The organism is Pseudooceanicola pacificus (genome assembly GCF_009789075.1).
Taxonomy (GTDB): domain Bacteria; phylum Pseudomonadota; class Alphaproteobacteria; order Rhodobacterales; family Rhodobacteraceae; genus Pseudooceanicola; species Pseudooceanicola pacificus.
In genome coordinates, this window is the sequence record NZ_WNXQ01000001.1 from 434894 (window position 1) to 451347 (window position 16454).

General features: G+C 68.5%; 17 protein-coding genes. 12 read left to right on the forward strand and 5 right to left on the reverse strand.

From position 1 onward, the window contains the following. Positions 1-81 precede the first annotated feature (81 nt). The gene (locus tag GLS40_RS02015) at positions 82-1086 is read right to left on the reverse strand and encodes an asparaginase (protein ID WP_160380927.1); all 1005 of its coding nucleotides are present in this window, start codon (positions 1084-1086) and stop codon (positions 82-84) included. A gap of 172 nt (positions 1087-1258) precedes the next feature. Between GLS40_RS02015 and GLS40_RS02020 the strand changes: the two genes are divergently transcribed. The 3 genes from GLS40_RS02020 to rlmN all read left to right on the forward strand — a co-directional run bounded on the left by GLS40_RS02020 (position 1259) and on the right by rlmN (position 3557). Next, on the forward strand, positions 1259-1783 hold the full coding sequence (locus GLS40_RS02020; protein WP_160380928.1) for an invasion associated locus B family protein: 525 nt from the start codon (positions 1259-1261) through the stop codon (positions 1781-1783). Between the two features lie 94 nt (positions 1784-1877). Next, positions 1878-2279 (forward strand): DUF1304 family protein, encoded by a 402-nt coding sequence (locus tag GLS40_RS02025; protein WP_160380929.1) that lies wholly within the window; start codon positions 1878-1880, stop codon positions 2277-2279. Between the two features lie 78 nt (positions 2280-2357). Further along, positions 2358-3557, forward strand: coding sequence for a 23S rRNA (adenine(2503)-C(2))-methyltransferase RlmN (rlmN, locus tag GLS40_RS02030; RefSeq protein WP_160380930.1), 1200 nt, complete (start codon positions 2358-2360; stop codon positions 3555-3557). 7 nt (positions 3558-3564) lie between these two features. Here the strand turns inward: rlmN and GLS40_RS02035 are convergent, their stop codons facing one another. Further along, entirely contained in the window at positions 3565-4260 is a 696-nt protein-coding gene (locus tag GLS40_RS02035) for a phosphodiester glycosidase family protein (protein ID WP_202075816.1), read from the reverse strand. A 77-nt stretch (positions 4261-4337) separates the two neighbouring features. Beyond that, positions 4338-4748, reverse strand: coding sequence for a 30S ribosome-binding factor RbfA (gene rbfA / locus GLS40_RS02040; protein ID WP_160380932.1), 411 nt, complete (start codon positions 4746-4748; stop codon positions 4338-4340). An 86-nt stretch (positions 4749-4834) separates the two neighbouring features. On the opposite strand from rbfA, the gene dapB reads away from it, so the two are divergent. Further along, entirely contained in the window at positions 4835-5644 is an 810-nt protein-coding gene (gene dapB / locus GLS40_RS02045; RefSeq protein WP_160380933.1) for a 4-hydroxy-tetrahydrodipicolinate reductase, read from the forward strand. Positions 5645-5733: 89 nt separating this feature from the next. Continuing rightward, a complete protein-coding gene (locus GLS40_RS02050; RefSeq protein ID WP_160380934.1) occupies positions 5734-6096 on the forward strand; it encodes a dihydrodipicolinate reductase in 363 nt (120 codons plus the stop codon). Between the two features lie 88 nt (positions 6097-6184). Here GLS40_RS02050 and GLS40_RS02055 read toward each other — a convergent pair whose 3' ends face one another. Continuing rightward, positions 6185-6361 (reverse strand): DUF1674 domain-containing protein, encoded by a 177-nt coding sequence (locus GLS40_RS02055; protein WP_160380935.1) that lies wholly within the window; start codon positions 6359-6361, stop codon positions 6185-6187. A gap of 990 nt (positions 6362-7351) precedes the next feature. Here GLS40_RS02055 and GLS40_RS17910 point away from each other — a divergent pair. From GLS40_RS17910 to GLS40_RS02080, 5 genes are all read left to right on the forward strand, one after another. After that, a complete protein-coding gene (locus GLS40_RS17910; RefSeq protein ID WP_235905751.1) occupies positions 7352-8587 on the forward strand; it encodes an RsmB/NOP family class I SAM-dependent RNA methyltransferase in 1236 nt (411 codons plus the stop codon). Positions 8588-8789: 202 nt separating this feature from the next. Beyond that, positions 8790-10532, forward strand: coding sequence for a heparinase II/III family protein (locus GLS40_RS02065; protein ID WP_160380937.1), 1743 nt, complete (start codon positions 8790-8792; stop codon positions 10530-10532). 24 nt (positions 10533-10556) lie between these two features. Then, a complete protein-coding gene (gene purH / locus GLS40_RS02070; protein ID WP_160380938.1) occupies positions 10557-12158 on the forward strand; it encodes a bifunctional phosphoribosylaminoimidazolecarboxamide formyltransferase/IMP cyclohydrolase in 1602 nt (533 codons plus the stop codon). A gap of 7 nt (positions 12159-12165) precedes the next feature. Continuing rightward, positions 12166-12636 (forward strand): signal peptidase II, encoded by a 471-nt coding sequence (gene lspA / locus GLS40_RS02075; RefSeq protein WP_160380939.1) that lies wholly within the window; start codon positions 12166-12168, stop codon positions 12634-12636. 52 nt (positions 12637-12688) lie between these two features. Beyond that, on the forward strand, positions 12689-13213 hold the full coding sequence (locus GLS40_RS02080) for a DUF3035 domain-containing protein (protein WP_160380940.1): 525 nt from the start codon (positions 12689-12691) through the stop codon (positions 13211-13213). On the opposite strand, the gene GLS40_RS02085 is transcribed toward GLS40_RS02080, so the two are convergent. Continuing rightward, positions 13210-13614: a hypothetical protein gene (locus tag GLS40_RS02085; RefSeq protein ID WP_160380941.1), complete on the reverse strand. Its 405-nt coding sequence runs from the start codon at positions 13612-13614 to the stop codon at positions 13210-13212. The genes GLS40_RS02080 and GLS40_RS02085 overlap by 4 nt on opposite strands. A gap of 149 nt (positions 13615-13763) precedes the next feature. Between GLS40_RS02085 and GLS40_RS02090 the strand changes: the two genes are divergently transcribed. Continuing rightward, complete coding sequence (locus GLS40_RS02090) at positions 13764-15104, forward strand: M16 family metallopeptidase (protein WP_202075773.1); 1341 nt, start codon at positions 13764-13766, stop codon at positions 15102-15104. Beyond that, positions 15104-16420, forward strand: coding sequence for a M16 family metallopeptidase (locus GLS40_RS02095; protein ID WP_160381147.1), 1317 nt, complete (start codon positions 15104-15106; stop codon positions 16418-16420). Before GLS40_RS02090 ends, GLS40_RS02095 begins: the two co-directional genes overlap by 1 nt. Positions 16421-16454: the final 34 nt, after the last annotated feature.

Genomic DNA, 16454 nt, shown 5'->3' on the forward strand with positions numbered 1-16454 from the left:
GAATGACGCATTCTGCGCAGCCCCGCGGCAGGCCCCTCCCCGGCGGGGAGGGGTGCCGTTACCGCCCCGCAGCCACGGCCGTCACCAGCCCGAGGTCAGCGCCGCGGTCGGGTGGATCGCCCCGGCGGCCAGGCCCCGGCGGCTGGTAATCGGGGTGTTGAGGTAGGACTGCGCGACCGGGTTCGACGGGTCGAGCACGCCCAGCCCCGCCAGGATGGTCGCGATGGCGGTTTCGGCACCGCGCGTGGTGCCGTCCTCGATCTTCAGCGCGACGCCAAGGCCCCGTTCGGGCAGGATCGCGACAAAGACCCCCTCGGCCCCGGTCTTGACCACGCCGCGGCCCTGCATCGCACGTATCAGCGCGGTACAGGCCCGGCCCTCGCCCGCGACAAGCTCGGGATGGGCCGACATCGCCTGCACCAGCCGCGCGGCGGCGGTTTCGCGCGTGCCCTGCCCCTCGCGCGCGGCGGCGCAATAGGCCATCGCCCGGGCCAGACCCTCCAGCGTGGTGGCGAAGTTCGGGGCAGAACAGCCGTCGATGCCGTAGCCGGGGCTTTCCACGCCTGTCACCTCTTCGAACGCGGCGCGCACGGCTTTCTGCACCACATGGTCGGTCTCGTGATACTCGCTCCCCCCGCCGAGATGCCGGTTCAGCGTCAGGAAGCCGGAGTGCTTGCCGGAACAGTTGTTGTGCAGCTGGCACGGCGTCTCTCCGGCGCGGATCAGCGCGTCGCGCGCCGGAATGTCGGCGGGTTCCTGCGGGCCGCAGCGCAGGTCGGGCTCTCCCAGCCCCAGCCCGGCCAGCCATTGAGCGGCCAGGTCGGAATGGATCGCCGCGCCGTTGTGCGAGGCGCAGGCCAGCGCCAGGTGGCGCGTCTCCAGCCCGGCCGCATCGGCCGCGCCGCTTTCCACCAGCGGCAGGGCCTGGATCATCTTGCAGGACGAACGCGGATACATCACCAGCCCCGGATTTCCCCAGGCACGGACCAGCCCGCCGGAGGCATCCCAGACAACCGCATGGCCCCGATGGATGCTCTCGACCATGCCGCCGCGGGTCACCTCGACCATGGGCACAGCTTCGCTCATATGTTCCTCCAGTCAAATATTGGCGATTTTTCGCCCTGCGGCCTTTCGCAGATGGCACAAATCACGCTATTGTACGAGGATCGAGAAGTGAATGGCCCGCGCGGCGAAAAGGCCGGTGAACGGCCGGTGCGGGCCGGGACAAAAGGCTGAAGACAGCTTGGAGGCTGGATTGATGACATCACGTTTCGCGTGTGCCGTGGCAGGCGTGCTCGGGTTGGCCGCGACGGGTGCCCACGCACAGCAGGCGAGCGAAAACCAGGTCGCCGCAAAAACCGACTGGAGCGTTTTCGAAGAACAGGACCCCCGTGAATGCTGGGCCGTATCCGCGCCCAAGGAAACCGTGAACACCCGTGACGGGCGTGTGGTTTCCGTGCGGCGGTCCGACATCCTGTTCATGGCATTCTACCGCCCCGGCGCCGAGGTGCAGGGGCAGATCACATTCACCGGCGGCTATCCGTTCAAGGACAGCTCGACCGTGAACCTGAACATCGACGGGACCGAGTTCGAACTGTTCACCGAAGGCGAATGGGCCTGGCCCGCCTCGCCGTCCGAGGACATCAAGGTGATGACCGCGATGAAACGCGGCTCGTCCGCCGTGCTGACCGCGCAGTCGGGCCGTGGCACGGTGACCAAGGACAGTTTCTCGCTGCTCGGCTTTACTGCCGCGGTCGAAGAGGCCGAAAAACGCTGCAAGTGACGTAGCCGGCGCAATCGTCCCACCAATGGGCGATTGACTGGCGCGTCGATGCGCGCAACCCTCGCCCCGCCATATCCTTGGCGGGAGAGCGTTCATGTCCGGCAGTCTGCGTATTGTGCTGATCCTCGTGGCGGCGTTCCACGTCATCGCCTTTATCGGCGAGGTCTTTCTGTGGCCGATTCCCGCCCTGCACGAGGCGCTGCTGCCCGGCATCAACCCCGACAGCACGCTGGACCCCGCGGATGAAGCGGCGGTGCTGGCGGGACTGTTCCTCAACATCGGGTTCTACAACCTGATGGTCGCCGCCGGTGCCGTTCTGGCCGTGATGCTGGCCAAGCGGGGCAATCCGGGCGCCGGGCGGATCATGGGCGGCTATATCGGCGCCTTTGCCCTGGTTGCCGGGGTGGTGCTGTTCTTTTCCTCCGCGCTGACAGGCGGCGCGCTGGTGCAGGGCCTGCTGGGCGCGCTGGCCCTGGGGCTGGCGTTGCGGGGCTGAACCGCCTGTTCCAATCGGCACGGGAATCCCCTATAAGGCGTGGCTTCTGCCCACACCGATACCCCCGCGAGCCCCGCCATGACCGAGTCGACCCCGACCGCACCGATCACCCAGGACGTGCTGACCCTGCCCCGCAAGCTGCCACAGGCGGCGGACGGCCGGGTGAACCTTGTCGGCCTGACCCGTGACGCGCTGAAAGAGGCGCTGCTGGCCGCCGGCACGCCGGACAGGCAGATCAAGATGCGGGTGAACCAGGTCTGGCAGTGGGTCTATCACTGGGGCGTGCGCGATTTCGCGCAGATGACCAACCTGTCCAAGGATTTCCGCGCGCTGCTGGCCGAAAAGTTCACCATCGACCTGCCCGAAATCGTATCCAAACAGGTCTCGGCCGATGGCACGCGCAAATATCTGGTGCGCATCGCCGGCGGGCACGAGGTCGAAGTCGTCTATATCCCCGAGGCCGATCGCGGCACGCTGTGCATCTCGTCCCAGGTGGGCTGCACGCTGACCTGCTCTTTCTGCCACACCGGCACGCAGAAGCTGGTGCGCAACCTGACGGCGGGCGAGATTGTCGGCCAGATCATGCTGGCGCGCGACGACCTGGGCGAATGGCCGGTCCCCGGCGCGCCCAAGGACGAAACGCGGCTGCTGTCCAACATCGTGCTGATGGGCATGGGCGAGCCGCTCTACAACTTCGAATCGGTGCGCGACGCGATGAAGGTGGCGATGGACGGCGAGGGGATCGCCCTGTCGCGCCGCCGGATCACGCTGTCGACCAGCGGCGTCGTCCCCGAGATCGCCCGCGCCGCCGAAGAGATCGGCTGCCTGCTTGCGGTCTCCTTCCACGCCACCACGGACGAGGTGCGCGACAGGCTGGTGCCGATCAACAAGCGCTGGAACATCGAGACGCTGCTGAACACCCTGCGCGACTATCCGCGCCTGTCGAATTCCGAACGGATCACTTTTGAATACGTGATGCTCAAGGACGTGAACGACAGCGATGCGGATGCCCGGCGGCTGGTGCGGCTGATTTCGGGCATTCCGGCCAAGATCAACCTGATCCCGTTCAACGAATGGCCCGGCGCGCCCTACCAGCGCTCGGACTGGGACCGGATCCAGAGCTTTGCCGACATCGTGCACAAGGCCGGCTATGCCTCGCCGATCCGCACGCCCCGTGGCGAGGATATCATGGCCGCCTGCGGTCAGCTGAAATCGGCGACGGAACGGCAGCGCAAGTCGCGCGCCCAGATCGCGGCGGAAACCGGAACGGCGGGCTGACCGCCCCTTATTCGCTGTCCACCACGACGCCGACCACCGGGCCCATCATCCGCCCGTAATCCGCGCGCCCCAGCTCGGGCGCGTACAGCCGCGAGACATTGCCGTCGAAATAGAGCGCCTCGGGCAGGCCTAGCCCGTCGCGGAAGAAGCTTGCGAAGTCGTGGAAGGTGACGGCGTTGCCCGACATCACAAAAACCGCGCGGTCCCCGGCTTCGGTCGTGCCGACGCCGTTGCGGATATAGCGCGAGGTGCTGTCGGGCAGGAAACGCGGGTGCAGTTCGCCGTCGATGACCAGCATCGGCCCGGACTGGGTGGCAAAGCGGCATTTGGGCGGGTTCGCGGCATAGGCCAGGGTCTCGATCACCCGGGCGGTGCCCTCGCCGATGCAGAAGACACCGTTGGGCAGCATGCCGAAATTGCCCGGCCCGGCATTCGGGATCACGCGCATCAGCTCGGTCCCGTCCTCGACATAATGGCCGACGGGGGCGCGGTCCTCGTGGTACATCCCGGCATTCATCGCAAAGGCCAGCTGCTGGCCCCGGGCCTGCAGCCGGGCGTTGATCGCCTCGAACTGGCCATAGGGCGCGCCGCCCTTGTCGTAAAGGAACAGGCGCATGTCCTCGGTCGCGGGATCGACCTCGCAGACAGTGTAGCGGTTGCCCCGGAAGTCCGTGTCGCGGCAGTCGACCGCCCGGGCGGGCATCGCCGCCAGCGCCGCGCCCGATCCCAGCAGCCAGAGCGTCAGGCGCGCAGCGTGGCGGCGGAGGGCAGCGCGCCGCATCACTCTTCTTCGTCGTCCGCTTCGATGTCGCGGCGCACGGTATCCTGCGAGAACATGCGCCGCGTGTCGTCCAGCCGGTCGAATGTCTCGTCCAGGCGGAACCGCAGATCGGGCGCGAATTTCAGCGCCATCTTCTTGGCGATCATGCGCCGCAGCTCTCCGCGGTTGCGGGCCAGCAGGTCGACAACCTCGTCCTGGCCGGATCCGCCGAGGGGCAGCACATAGGCGGTCGCGACCTTCAGGTCGGGCGACACGCGCACCTCGCCCACGGTGATCGACAGGCGGTTCAGGTCGGGGTCGTGCACGTCGCCGCGCGCCAGCACCTCGGACAGGGTGCGGCGGACCAGTTCGCCGACGCGAAGCTGTCTCTGCGACGGGCCGCGGCCCTCGGGGACGGGTGATCTGCTCATGGTCCTGCATCTACGCCTTCGCCGCCCCTTTGCCAAGTCGCCCCCGGGGCGTTAAGCAGGCCAGCGCAGCGCAAAGGAGCGACGATATGGCAGACCTTCCCGGAATCGTGATCACCGGCGCCTCGGGGCGCATGGGGCAGATGCTGATCCGTACCGTGCTGGCGTCGGACAAGGCGCGGCTGGTCGGCGCGGTGGACCGCAGCGGGCACGACTGGATCGGCAAGGACCTGGGCACCTGCATGGGTGGGGCCGAGATCGGCGTGACGGTCACCGACGACCCGCTTGAGGTCTTTGCCAAGGCGCAGGCCGTGCTGGATTTCACCACGCCCGAGGCCACCGTCGGCTTTGCCGCCCTGGCCGCGCAGGCCCGCGCCGTGCATGTCATCGGCACCACCGGCCTGACCGAGGACGACTTGGCCAAGGTCGCCGCCGCCGCCCGCCATGCGGTGATCGTGCGCGCCGGGAACATGAGCCTGGGCGTCAACCTGCTGGTCCAGCTGACCCGCCGCGTGGCCGAGGCGCTGGATACCGATTTCGACATCGAGGTCGTCGAGGCCCACCACCGCCACAAGGTCGACGCCCCCTCTGGCACCGCGCTGATGCTGGGCGAGGCCGCGGCCGAGGGCCGGGGCGTCGCGCTCAGGGACGTGGCCGACCGGGGCCGCGACGGCATCACCGGCGCGCGCGAACGCGGGGCCATCGGCTTTTCCGCGATCCGGGGCGGCGATGTGGTGGGAGAGCATGACGTGATCTTTGCCGCCGATGGCGAACGGGTGATCCTGCGCCATATCGCGACCGACCGGGGCATCTTTGCGCGTGGCGCGCTCAAGGCCGCGCTCTGGGGTCAGGGCAAGGCGCCGGGCGAATACGACATGGCCGACGTTCTGGGCTTCTGATCCGGGGGCGGTTCACGGCTCTGACATTCATTTGTGATCCACCTTGTCCCCGGGGCCGTAACCGCCCTGATTCGAGACCGGAGGATCACATGTCCAGGATCGCCCTTGCCGCGCTGGTGCTTGCCAGCCTGACCACCGCCGCCCCGCTTGCCGCCGAGGATGGCCGCCGCGTGACCGGACGCAGCGAATTCCTGTCGCTGGTGAAGGGGCGCCAGCTGACCTACACCGGCGTTGCATTGACGGTGACCGAGGACGGGCGCATCCTGGGCCGCGCCTTCGGACGCGAGGTGACAGGCAACTGGAACTGGCAGGACGGCTATTTCTGCCGGACAATGCAATGGGGCAGCCGCCAGTTCGAAGCGAATTGCCAGGCGGTTGAACTGGAAGGCTCGCGCCTGCGCTTCACCTCGGACCGTGGCACCGGGGATCACGCGCGGCTCACGCTGCAATAAGGCGCGTCACAGGGGGCTCTGCGGCCCCGCCTGATCTGCGCATCACCCCTTGGGCATGGCAAATGGCGGGCCGCGATGTCCGGCCCGGTCAGAAATCGACCGCCAGCCCCTTCTTTTCCCAGTCGCCATAGCGCACAGGCTCGGGCCCGTCGCGGCCGCCCAGTTCGGTTGGCAGGTCCAGCTCCTTCGCCTTGCGCCGCCGTTCCTCGGCCTCGGCCAGGGCGCGTTGCGCGGCGGGGGGCAGATCGTCTCTCGGTTCGCTCATCGCAGCTTCCCTCCGGCTTTCCCGGTTGATATACGCCGCGCTTGTCGTACCGCAAGGATTCCCCGCATGCCTCCGCCCAATGGCCCCAAGGGCCCGAAAAACCGTTCCGAACGCCCCGGCGGCGACCGGCCGCGCTCTGGCAAGGGCTTTTCCAAGGGTGGCAAGGGCGGCGTGTCCGGCCCGCGCCGGCCGGTATCGAGCGATCCGAGCGACACCAGCAAGCGCTTCGTCCCGCCCTCGGCCCGGCCTGCGCGCGATGGCGCCGCCGGACCGCGCAAGCCCTATGGGGCGGCCAAGGCAGGCGGGTCCGACAGGCCGCGCGGCCCCCGGGCCGAAGGCACCGGGCGCGGCGGCGATGCCGTGGCGCGGTCGGGCAAGGGCGGCGAATCGCGACCTGACCGGGGGCGCGACGGCGGCAAGCGGTTCGACCGCCCGCGCGACGGCGGCCCCCGTGGCGAGCAGCGCGGCGACGGTCCGCGCCCGGGCGGCAAGCCCGGCGGCTATGTGAAACGCGACCGGCCCGAGGGCGACCGCGGCGGCTATGCCAAGCGTGACCGGCCCGAGGGCGGCAAACCCGGTGGCTATGCCAAGCGCGACCGGCCCGAAGGTGGTAAACCCGGCGGTTATGCCAAGCGGGACCGGCCCGAGGGCGGCAAACCCGGCGGCTACCCCAAGCGTGACCGGCCCGAGGGCGGCAAACCCGGCGGCTATGCCAAGCGGGACCGCCCCGAGGGTGGCAAACCCGGCGGTTATGCCAAGCGGGACCGCCCCGAGGGCGGCGACCGTGGGCCGCGCCGGGACTACGGCAAACCGGGCGGCCCGCGCCCCGAGCGGACCGGCACCGGCCCGGGCCCCACGGCCAAGGACGGCCCACGCAAGCCCCGGCTGGACCGCGACGGGCGGGACCGCGCCAGGCAGGCCCGCGAGGCCGAGCCCGTCGCGCCGCTCAAGGGCTCTCGCCTGATCACCGCGCGCGGTGCGGCGGTCGAGATGCTGGACGCCGTCATCGGCGAAAACCGCCTGCTGGCAGAGCTGACCGGCCCCGGCGGCCCGCTCGACCGCCTGGACCCGGCGGACAAGGCGCGGGCACAGCGCCTCGCCTCGGACACGCTGCGCGGGATGGAACGGATCGACCGCCTTCTGCAGCAGCATATGGACAAATACCCGCCGCTGACCTTCCGCAATATCCTGCGGATCGCGACGATGGAGCTCTGCGCCGGCGAGGCCGCGCATGGGGTGGTGAACGAGGCGGTGACCCTGGCCGGGGCCGCCCCGCGCGGCACCGCGATGAAGGGGCTGGTCAATGCCGTCCTGCGCAAGGTGGCCGCGACCGGCCCCGCCGCCTGGGACGGGCTGCGCGTGCCGCGGATGCCGGTCTGGCTGCGCGACCCGCTGATTGAGGCCTGGGGCGACGCGGAAATCCAGGCGATGGAGGCCGCGCATTTCGCCGGCGCCGCGCTGGACCTGACGCCGCGCGATCCCGCCGATGCCGCGGCCCTGGCCGCCGATCTGGGCGGCACCCTGCTGCCCACCGGAACCGTCCGGCTGACCGCGCCCGGCCAGATCAGCGAGCTGCCGGGATTCGCCGAGGGCCGCTGGTGGGTGCAGGACGCCGCCGCCGCCATCCCCGCCCGGGTTCTGAACGCCCAGCCGGGCGAGCGGGTGCTGGATCTCTGCGCCGCGCCCGGGGGCAAGACGATGCAGCTGGCCGCCGCCGGGGCCGATGTCACCGCGCTGGATGTCTCAGCCCGGCGGATGGAGCTGGTGGCCGAGAACCTCGAACGCACCGGGCTGACGGCCACGCTGGTCACCGGTGACGCGCTGGAACACGGTGACGGCCCCTATGACGCGATCCTGCTGGACGCGCCCTGTTCGGCCACCGGCACCATGCGCCGCCACCCCGATCTGCCCTTTGCCAAGGACGGGTCGGACTTCGGCACGCTGATCGAGCTGCAGGCCGAACTGATCGACCATGCGCTCAGCCTGCTGAAACCCGGCGGGCGGCTGGTCTATTGCACCTGCTCGCTGCTGCCGGACGAGGGCGAATGCCAGACCGACGAGGCTCTGGTGCGATTCCCCGCGCTGCGCGTCGACAGCGAGGCCCTGGCCCTGCCCGGCATCGACCCCGCCTGGCGGACGGAGGAGGGCGGCCTGCGCCTGCGGCCCGACCACTGGCCCGATCTGGGTGGGATGGACGGGTTCTACATCGTCGTCTTCCGCGCCTGATGCGGCGGGCCGCGCCCCGGTGCGACCCCGCAACACAAGGCGAATCGCGATCCGGCCCGGCAGCCATGCCGCGCCGGGCCGCCACGCGACAGTCCACCGCGCTAGCCCGCTGTTGTTGCGGGGGCATTAACAAATGACTTTGCCCCGGCCCGGCGGTAGAATGCCGGGCAATGACGCCATCAGAGCGCAAGAGGCAGGTCCGATGTCACGCAGCGAAAGCTCCTCGGCCCGTGGCGGTCGATTTCTCGACCGTTTCCATGCGCGTCTGAGCGGCTTTGCCCGCCCGGCCACCGGCATCGTGTCCCAGCCCGAACCGCGCACCATCGGCGGCTTTGCCCGGGGGCGTCAGCTGATGGCCGGCAACTTCCTGTTCGCCGGGCACCTGGTCGCCAATCCGTCGGCGGCGATATGGGACATCCACCTGCCCGACCGCGCCTTCGAGGAAGAGCTGCACGGCTTTGCCTGGCTCGACGACCTGGCCGCCGTGGGCGATGTGACAGCCCGCGAGACCGCGCAGGACTGGGTCTGGCGGTGGATTTCACGCTATGGCCGCGGGGCCGGGCCGGGCTGGGTGCCCGATCTGGCCGGGCGGCGGCTGATCCGCTGGATCAACCACGCCCTGTTCCTGCTGCGCAACCGCGACGCGGGTCAGAGCGAGGCCTTCTACCGCTCGCTTGCCCAGCAGACGATCTTCCTTGGCCGGCGCTGGAAAAGCGCGGCCCCGGGCCTGCCCCGGTTCGAGGCGCTGGCGGGGCTGGTCTTTTCCGGCCTTACGCTCAAGGGCATGGACAAGCATATCGAACCGGCGCTCAAGGCGCTTGGCCGGGAATGCGACGCCCAGGTCGACCTGCACGGCGGCATTCCCACCCGCAATCCCGAAGAGCTGCTTGAGGTCTTTACCCTGCTCACCTGGGTTGCCGGGGCACTGGCGGAAACCGAGCGCAGCGTGCCCAACCAGCTGGTGCGCGCCACCAACCGCATCGCCCCGACCCTGCGCACCCTGCGCCATGCCGATGGCTCGCTCGCCCGGTTCCACGGCGGCGGGCGCGGGCTTGAGGGGCGGCTGGACCATGCGCTGGCCAACAGCGGCGTGCGGGGCCGCCCGGCGGACGGGCTGGCCATGGGGTTTGCCCGGCTGAGCGCGGGGCGCACCTCGGTCATCGTGGATGCGAGCCCGCCGCCCAGTGGCAAGGCCAGCTATAATGCCCATGCCAGCACCCTGGCGTTCGAGCTGACATCGGGCCGCCGCCCGCTGGTGGTGAACTGCGGCTCGGGCGTCAGCTTTGGCCGCGACTGGCGGCGCGCGGGGCGTGCCACGCCCAGCCATTCGACCCTGTCGATGGAGGGGCTGTCGAGCGGCCGCCTCGCCGCGCCGCGCGGGCCGGACGGGCGCGAAATGCTGGTCGAGGCGCCCAGGACCGTGCCCATCGAGATGTCCCATGCCAGCGACGGCATCCGGTTCGAGGGCGGGCATGACGGCTATCTGCGCGCCCACGGGCTGACCCATGCGCGGCGGCTAGAGATGACCTTTGACGGGCGCGGCCTGGCGGGCGAGGACATGCTGCTGGCGATCGAGGATGCCGACAAGCGCCGGTTCGACAAGTCGATGGACGAGGTGCGCCTGCAGGGTCTGCCCTATCAGGTACGGTTCCACATCCACCCCGAGGTCGACGCCGAGATCGACCTGGGCGGCACCGCGATCTCTCTGGCGCTGAAAAGCGGGGAAATCTGGATATTCCGTCATGACGGACGCACCGAAATGCGGCTTGACCCTTCCGTCTTTCTCGAAAAGAACCGGCTCAAGCCGCGTGCGACCAAACAGATCGTGTTGTCTTCGCGCGCTATGGAATATGCGACACGCGTCCGCTGGTCCCTTGCCAAGGCACAGGAGACTCCGATCTCTGTCCGCGACCTGGTGCGGGACGAAGTGGACCTGAGCGCCTGAGACCACAAAGGACACGTCCGACCCATGACCGACACCGACACCGGGCTGCAGCCCATCCGCCGCGCCCTGATCTCCGTTTCCGACAAGAACGGCCTGCTGGACCTGGCCCGCGCCCTGGCCGAACGCGGGGTCGAGCTGCTGTCGACCGGCGGCTCGGCGGGCGAGATGCGGAACGCCGGGCTGCAGGTGCGCGACGTGGCCGATGTGACCCGCTTCCCCGAGATGATGGACGGCCGGGTCAAGACGCTGCATCCGATGGTACATGGCGGCCTGCTGGCGCTGCGCGACAAGGACACCCATGTCGCCGCGATGCTGGAACACGGGATCGAACCGATCGACCTGCTGATCGTGAACCTCTACCCGTTCGAGGAAACCGTCGCCAAGGGCGCGGACTATGACACCTGTATCGAGAACATCGACATCGGCGGCCCCGCCATGATCCGCGCGGCGGCCAAGAACCACGCTTTTGTCAACGTGGTCACCGATGTGGCGGATTACGACGCCCTGCTGGCCGAGATGGACGCCAACGACAACCAGACGACCTATGGCTTCCGCCAGCGGCTGGCGCTGACCGCCTATGCCCGCACGGCGACGTACGACACCGCCGTGTCGACCTGGATGGCCGCCGCGCTGCAAGAGACGACCCCGCGCCGCCGCGCCTTTGCCGGCACCCTGGCGCAGAGCCTGCGCTATGGCGAGAACCCGCACCAGGCCGCCGCATTCTACACCGACGGCAGCAACCGCCCCGGCGTGGCCACCGCCCAGCAACTGCAGGGCAAGGAGCTGTCCTACAACAATATCAACGACACCGACGCGGCGTTCGAACTGGTCAGCGAGTTCCGCCCCGAGGACGGCCCCGCCTGTGCCATCATCAAGCACGCCAACCCCTGCGGCGTGGCCCGTGGCGCAACGATGGCCGAGGCCTACTCCCGTGCCTTCGACTGTGACCGCACCTCGGCCTTTGGCGGGATCATCGCCCTGAACCAGCCGCTGGATGCCGCCACGGCGGAACGGATCTCGCAGATTTTCTCGGAGGTCGTGATTGCCCCTGCCGCCGATGCCGATGCACGCGAGATCATGGCGAAAAAGAAGAACCTGCGCCTGCTGATCACCAGCGGCCTGGCCGATCCGGCCGCCGCCGGGCTGGCGTTCAAGCAGGTGTCGGGCGGGCTGCTGGTGCAGAACCGCGACAACGGGCGCATCAGCGCCGCCGACCTGAAGGTCGCCACCAAGCGCGCGCCGACGGACAGGGAACTGGCCGACCTGCTGTTCGCCTGGACGGTGGCCAAGCACGTGAAATCCAACGCCATCGTCTACGTCAAGGACGGTGCCACCGTCGGCGTGGGCGCGGGCCAGATGAGCCGGGTCGACAGCTCGACCATCGCCGCGCTCAAGGCGCAGCGCATGGCGGCCGAGGTCGGGCTGGCCGAAACCCCCGCCAAGGGTTCGGTCGTGGCCTCTGACGCGTTCTTCCCTTTTGCCGACGGCCTGCTGGCCGCGGCCGAGGCGGGCGCGACGGCGATCATCCAGCCGGGCGGCTCGATGCGCGACGACGAGGTGATCGCGGCGGCGGACGAGGCCGGGCTGGCGATGGTCTTTACCGGCATGCGCCACTTCCGTCACTGAGGGTCCGATGCGTACCGTCTTTCTCGCCGCCTTCTGGACGCTGCTGCTGGACCAGGTCACCAAGATCCTGGTCGTGCATGTCCTCGACCTGCGCACGCGCGGCGAGATCGACGTTCTGCCGCCGGTGCTGAATTTCCGCATGGCATGGAACGAAGGGATCAACTTCGGCCTGTTTGCGGGAAATTCCGACGTGACCCGCTGGATCCTGATCGCGCTGGCGCTGCTGATCTCGGGCACGGTGGTCTACTGGGTCTGGCGCGACCGGCCACGCCGGCTGGGCCTGATCGGGGCGGGGATGCTGATCGGCGGCGCCCTGGGCAATGTGATCGACCGCATCCTCTATGGCGCGGTGGCGGATTTCCTGAACATGTCCTGCTGCGGGATCGAGAATCCGTTTGCCTTCAACGTCGCGGATATCGCGATCTTTGCCGGCGCGATCGCGCTTGTGCTTGTTCCGGCTGAAAAAAAGGGCAGGTGACGGCGGGCCGGGGATGCGATAGACCTTGGCGACGACGAACCGGAGAGTGGCAATGAAGACGCTGCGCGTGACATTCCTGATGGCTATCGGCCTTCTGCTCGCCGCCTGCAGCGGAGAGGAGCGGGACACCCGTCTGCGCACCTTCTACAATCCCGGCAACGGACCCGAGGAATTCGCGATCCTGCCGAACAAGCCGCTGGAAGAGCCCAAGAATTTCAGCGAGTTGCCGGCCCCGACCCCGGGCGGAACCAACCGCTCCGACCTGACGCCCAAGGAAGACGCGGTTGCCGCGCTTGGCGGGCGCCCCTCGGCGCTGCAGCCTTCGGGCGTGCCGGGCAGCGAGTCCGCGCTGGTGAACTATGCCAGCCGCAAGGGCCGCGACGACGGGATCCGCCAGACCCTGGCCCAGGAAGACGCGGATTTCCGCAAGCGGCGCGGGCGGTTCACCAATATCCGCATCTTCCGCGTCGACCGGTATTACGAGATCTACAAGCGCCAGTCGGTCAAACCGCAGGCCGCCGCCGAACGCTGGCGCCGGGCCGGGGCGCCGACCCCGACAGCGCCGCCGCAGAACTAGGCCCGCTCCAGCGTTTCCTCCCAGGCGATGGCCAGCCCGTCGGCATTCCGGCTGGCGGAACCGGTGATGCGCAGCCCGCCCTCGGTGCGGATGCAGGTCGTTTCGACCGTGTTGCCGGGGAATTCCATCGTGTAATGCAGCACGTCGCCGAACAGGTGGCCCTTGCCGATCTCGCGCCCGCCCGCCGTCACGATGAACAGCGGGCCGAACCCCATCCGCATCTCGAACCGCGCCTCGACCGGCGGATCGCCATTGTCGAAGATATGGGCGAAGGCCAGGACAAAGCCGCCCGCCGTCGCCTCGATCCGGTGGGTCACGTCATAGGGCCCCGCCTCGCCATCGGCCTGATACCAGCCGCCGCTGCCCGCATAGTGCCCGGTGAAGTCGTCGATCGCCGCCATGCCGTCCCCCGCTGCGTCCGGTGCGCTTGTGCCAGCCCGATCACGCGGCGGCAACGCCCATCTCACAAGCGCGTCACCCGGATTGCAACGGGGGGCCACGGGGGTATGTTTGCGGTCACGGAATTCTCCGGCACCGGAAAGGATCGCCCATGCAGCGCCTTGCTGCCCTGACCTTCTCTCTCATGTCGATTGCCCTGCCCGCCGCGGCTGACGGCCTGAACGACATGGTCACCGATTTCAAGCTCGACAACGGAATGGAAGTGGTGGTGATCGAAGATCACCGCGCCCCGGTCGTGGTCCACATGGTCTGGTACAAGTCCGGCGCGGCCGACGAAAAACCCGGCGTGTCCGGCGTGGCGCATTTCCTGGAGCATCTGCTGTTCAAGGGCACCGACAAGATGGCCCCCGGAGAGCTGTCGCGCGTGGTGGCCGAGAACGGCGGCACCGACAACGCCTTTACCAGCCACGATTACACCGCCTATTTCCAGCGCGTCGCCGCCGACCGGCTGGAGCTGATGATGAGCATGGAGAGCGACCGCATGGTCAATCTCAACCTCGACGAAAAGGACATCCTGACCGAGCGCGAGGTGATCATCGAGGAACGCAACCAGCGGATCGAGAACAACCCGCAGGCGCTCTACCGCGAACAGGCGATGGCGGCGCAGTACCTCAACAGCCGCTACGGCGTGCCGATCATCGGCTGGCGCCACGAGATGGAGCAGCTGTCGCTGGAGGATGCGCTGGATTACTACAAGACCTATTACGCCCCCAACAACGCAATCCTGGTGGTTGCCGGCGACGTGACGCCCGACGAGGTGCGCACGCTGGCCGAAAAGTATTACGGCGTGATCCCCGCCAATCCCGACCTGCCCGACCGCATCCGCCCGCAAGAGCCGGTGCAATCGGGCGAGCGGCGGATCCTCTACCGTGACCCGCGCATCGCGCAGCCCTATGTCAGCCGCTCCTACCTGGCGCCGGAACGCGATCACGGCGATCAGAAACAGGCCGCCGCGCTGACCATGCTGGCCGAAGTGCTGGGCGGCGGTCAGACCTCTGTGCTGGCCGAAAAGCTGCAGTTCGGGACGAAACAGGCGCTGTACTGTTCCGCCTGGTATGCCGGGACCAACCTGGATGACACCACCTTTGGCGTCTACATCGTCCCCGCCGAGGGCGTGGGGATGCAGGAGGCCGAGGATGCGCTGGACAAGGCCCTGGCCGAGTTCATCGAGGAAGGCGTCGATGCCGAGCAGCTGGACCGGATCAAGATGCAGCTCAAGGCCTCGCAGATCTATGCCCGCGACGACGTGGGCGACATCGCCCGGATTTACGGCGGGGCCCTGACCCAGGGCCTGACGGTTGAGGACGTGCAGGCCTGGCCCGACCTTCTTCAAGAGGTGACGGGCGAGGATATCGTGGCCGCCGCGCGCGACGTGCTGGACAAGCGCCACGCCGTCACCGGCTGGCTGATGAGCGAGGAGATGACCCAATGATGATGCGCTTTACCCTCGCCTTTGTCGTGGCGCTGGCCGGTTCCCTGCCCGCCCGTGCCGACGTGAACATCCAGGAGGTCACGACCCCCGGCGGCATCACCGCCTGGCTGGTCGAGGATCACACTATCCCCTTCACCGCGCTGGAACTGCGGTTCCGCGGCGGCGCCTCGCTGGACCTGCCGGGCAAGCGCGGGGCGACCTATCTGATGACCGGGCTGCTGGAGGAAGGCGCCGGCGATCTCGACGCCCGTGCCTTTGCGCGCGAGATGGAGGGGCTGGCCGCCGGGTTCAATTACAACGTCTATGACGACGCGCTGACCGTTTCGGCCAAGTTCCTGACCGAAAACCGGGATCAGGCGGTGGATCTCCTCCGCTCGACCCTGATCGACCCGACCTTTGCCCCCGACGATATCGAAAGGGTGCGCGCTCAGGTGGCCTCCATCCTGCGCTCGAACCTGACCGACCCCGACGACATCGCCAGCGCGGCCTTTGACACGCGCACCTATGGCGATCACCCCTACGCGACGCAGAAGGAGGGCACGCTGGACAGCCTGGCCGGCCTGACGCGCGAGGATCTGGTCACCGCCAAGGCCAACGCGATGGCGCTGGACCGGATCTATGTCGGTGTGGTCGGCGACATCTCGGCCGAGGAACTGGGCCCGATGCTTGACCATCTGCTGGGCGATTTGCCCGCCACCGGCGCGCCGATGCCCGAACGGGCCGATCCGATGTTCGACGGCGGCACCCATGTCGTGCCCTTCGACACGCCGCAATCGGTGGCGCTTTTCGGGCAAAAGGGGATCTCGCAGGACGATCCGGACTTCTTTGCCGCCTATCTGCTGAACGTGATCCTGGGTGGCGGCGGGTTCGAAAGCCGGCTGATGCACGAGGTGCGTGAAAAGCGCGGGCTGACCTACGGCGTCTATTCCTACCTCGTCGGCAAGGATCAGGCGGATGTCTGGATGGGCTCCGTCTCGTCCGCCAACGACCGGATTGCCGACGCGATCAAGGTGATCCGTGACGAATGGACCCGCATGGCACAGGACGGCGCGACCGAGGAGGAACTGGCCGCAGCCAAGAAGTACCTCACCGGCGCCTATCCCCTGCGGTTCGACGGCAATGGCCCAATCGCCAACATCATCGTCGGAATGCAGATGCAGGGCATGCCCATCGACTATGCCGCCACGCGCAACGACCGGATCAATGCCGTGACCCTGGATGACGTGAACCGCGTCGCCAAAGAGCTGCTGGACCCGGACGCGCTGACCTTCGTGGTGACCGGGCAGCCCGAGCGGCTGACCGAGACCTCGAACTGAGGCATCCCGCCATCCGCGCCCGGCGCGGGTGGCC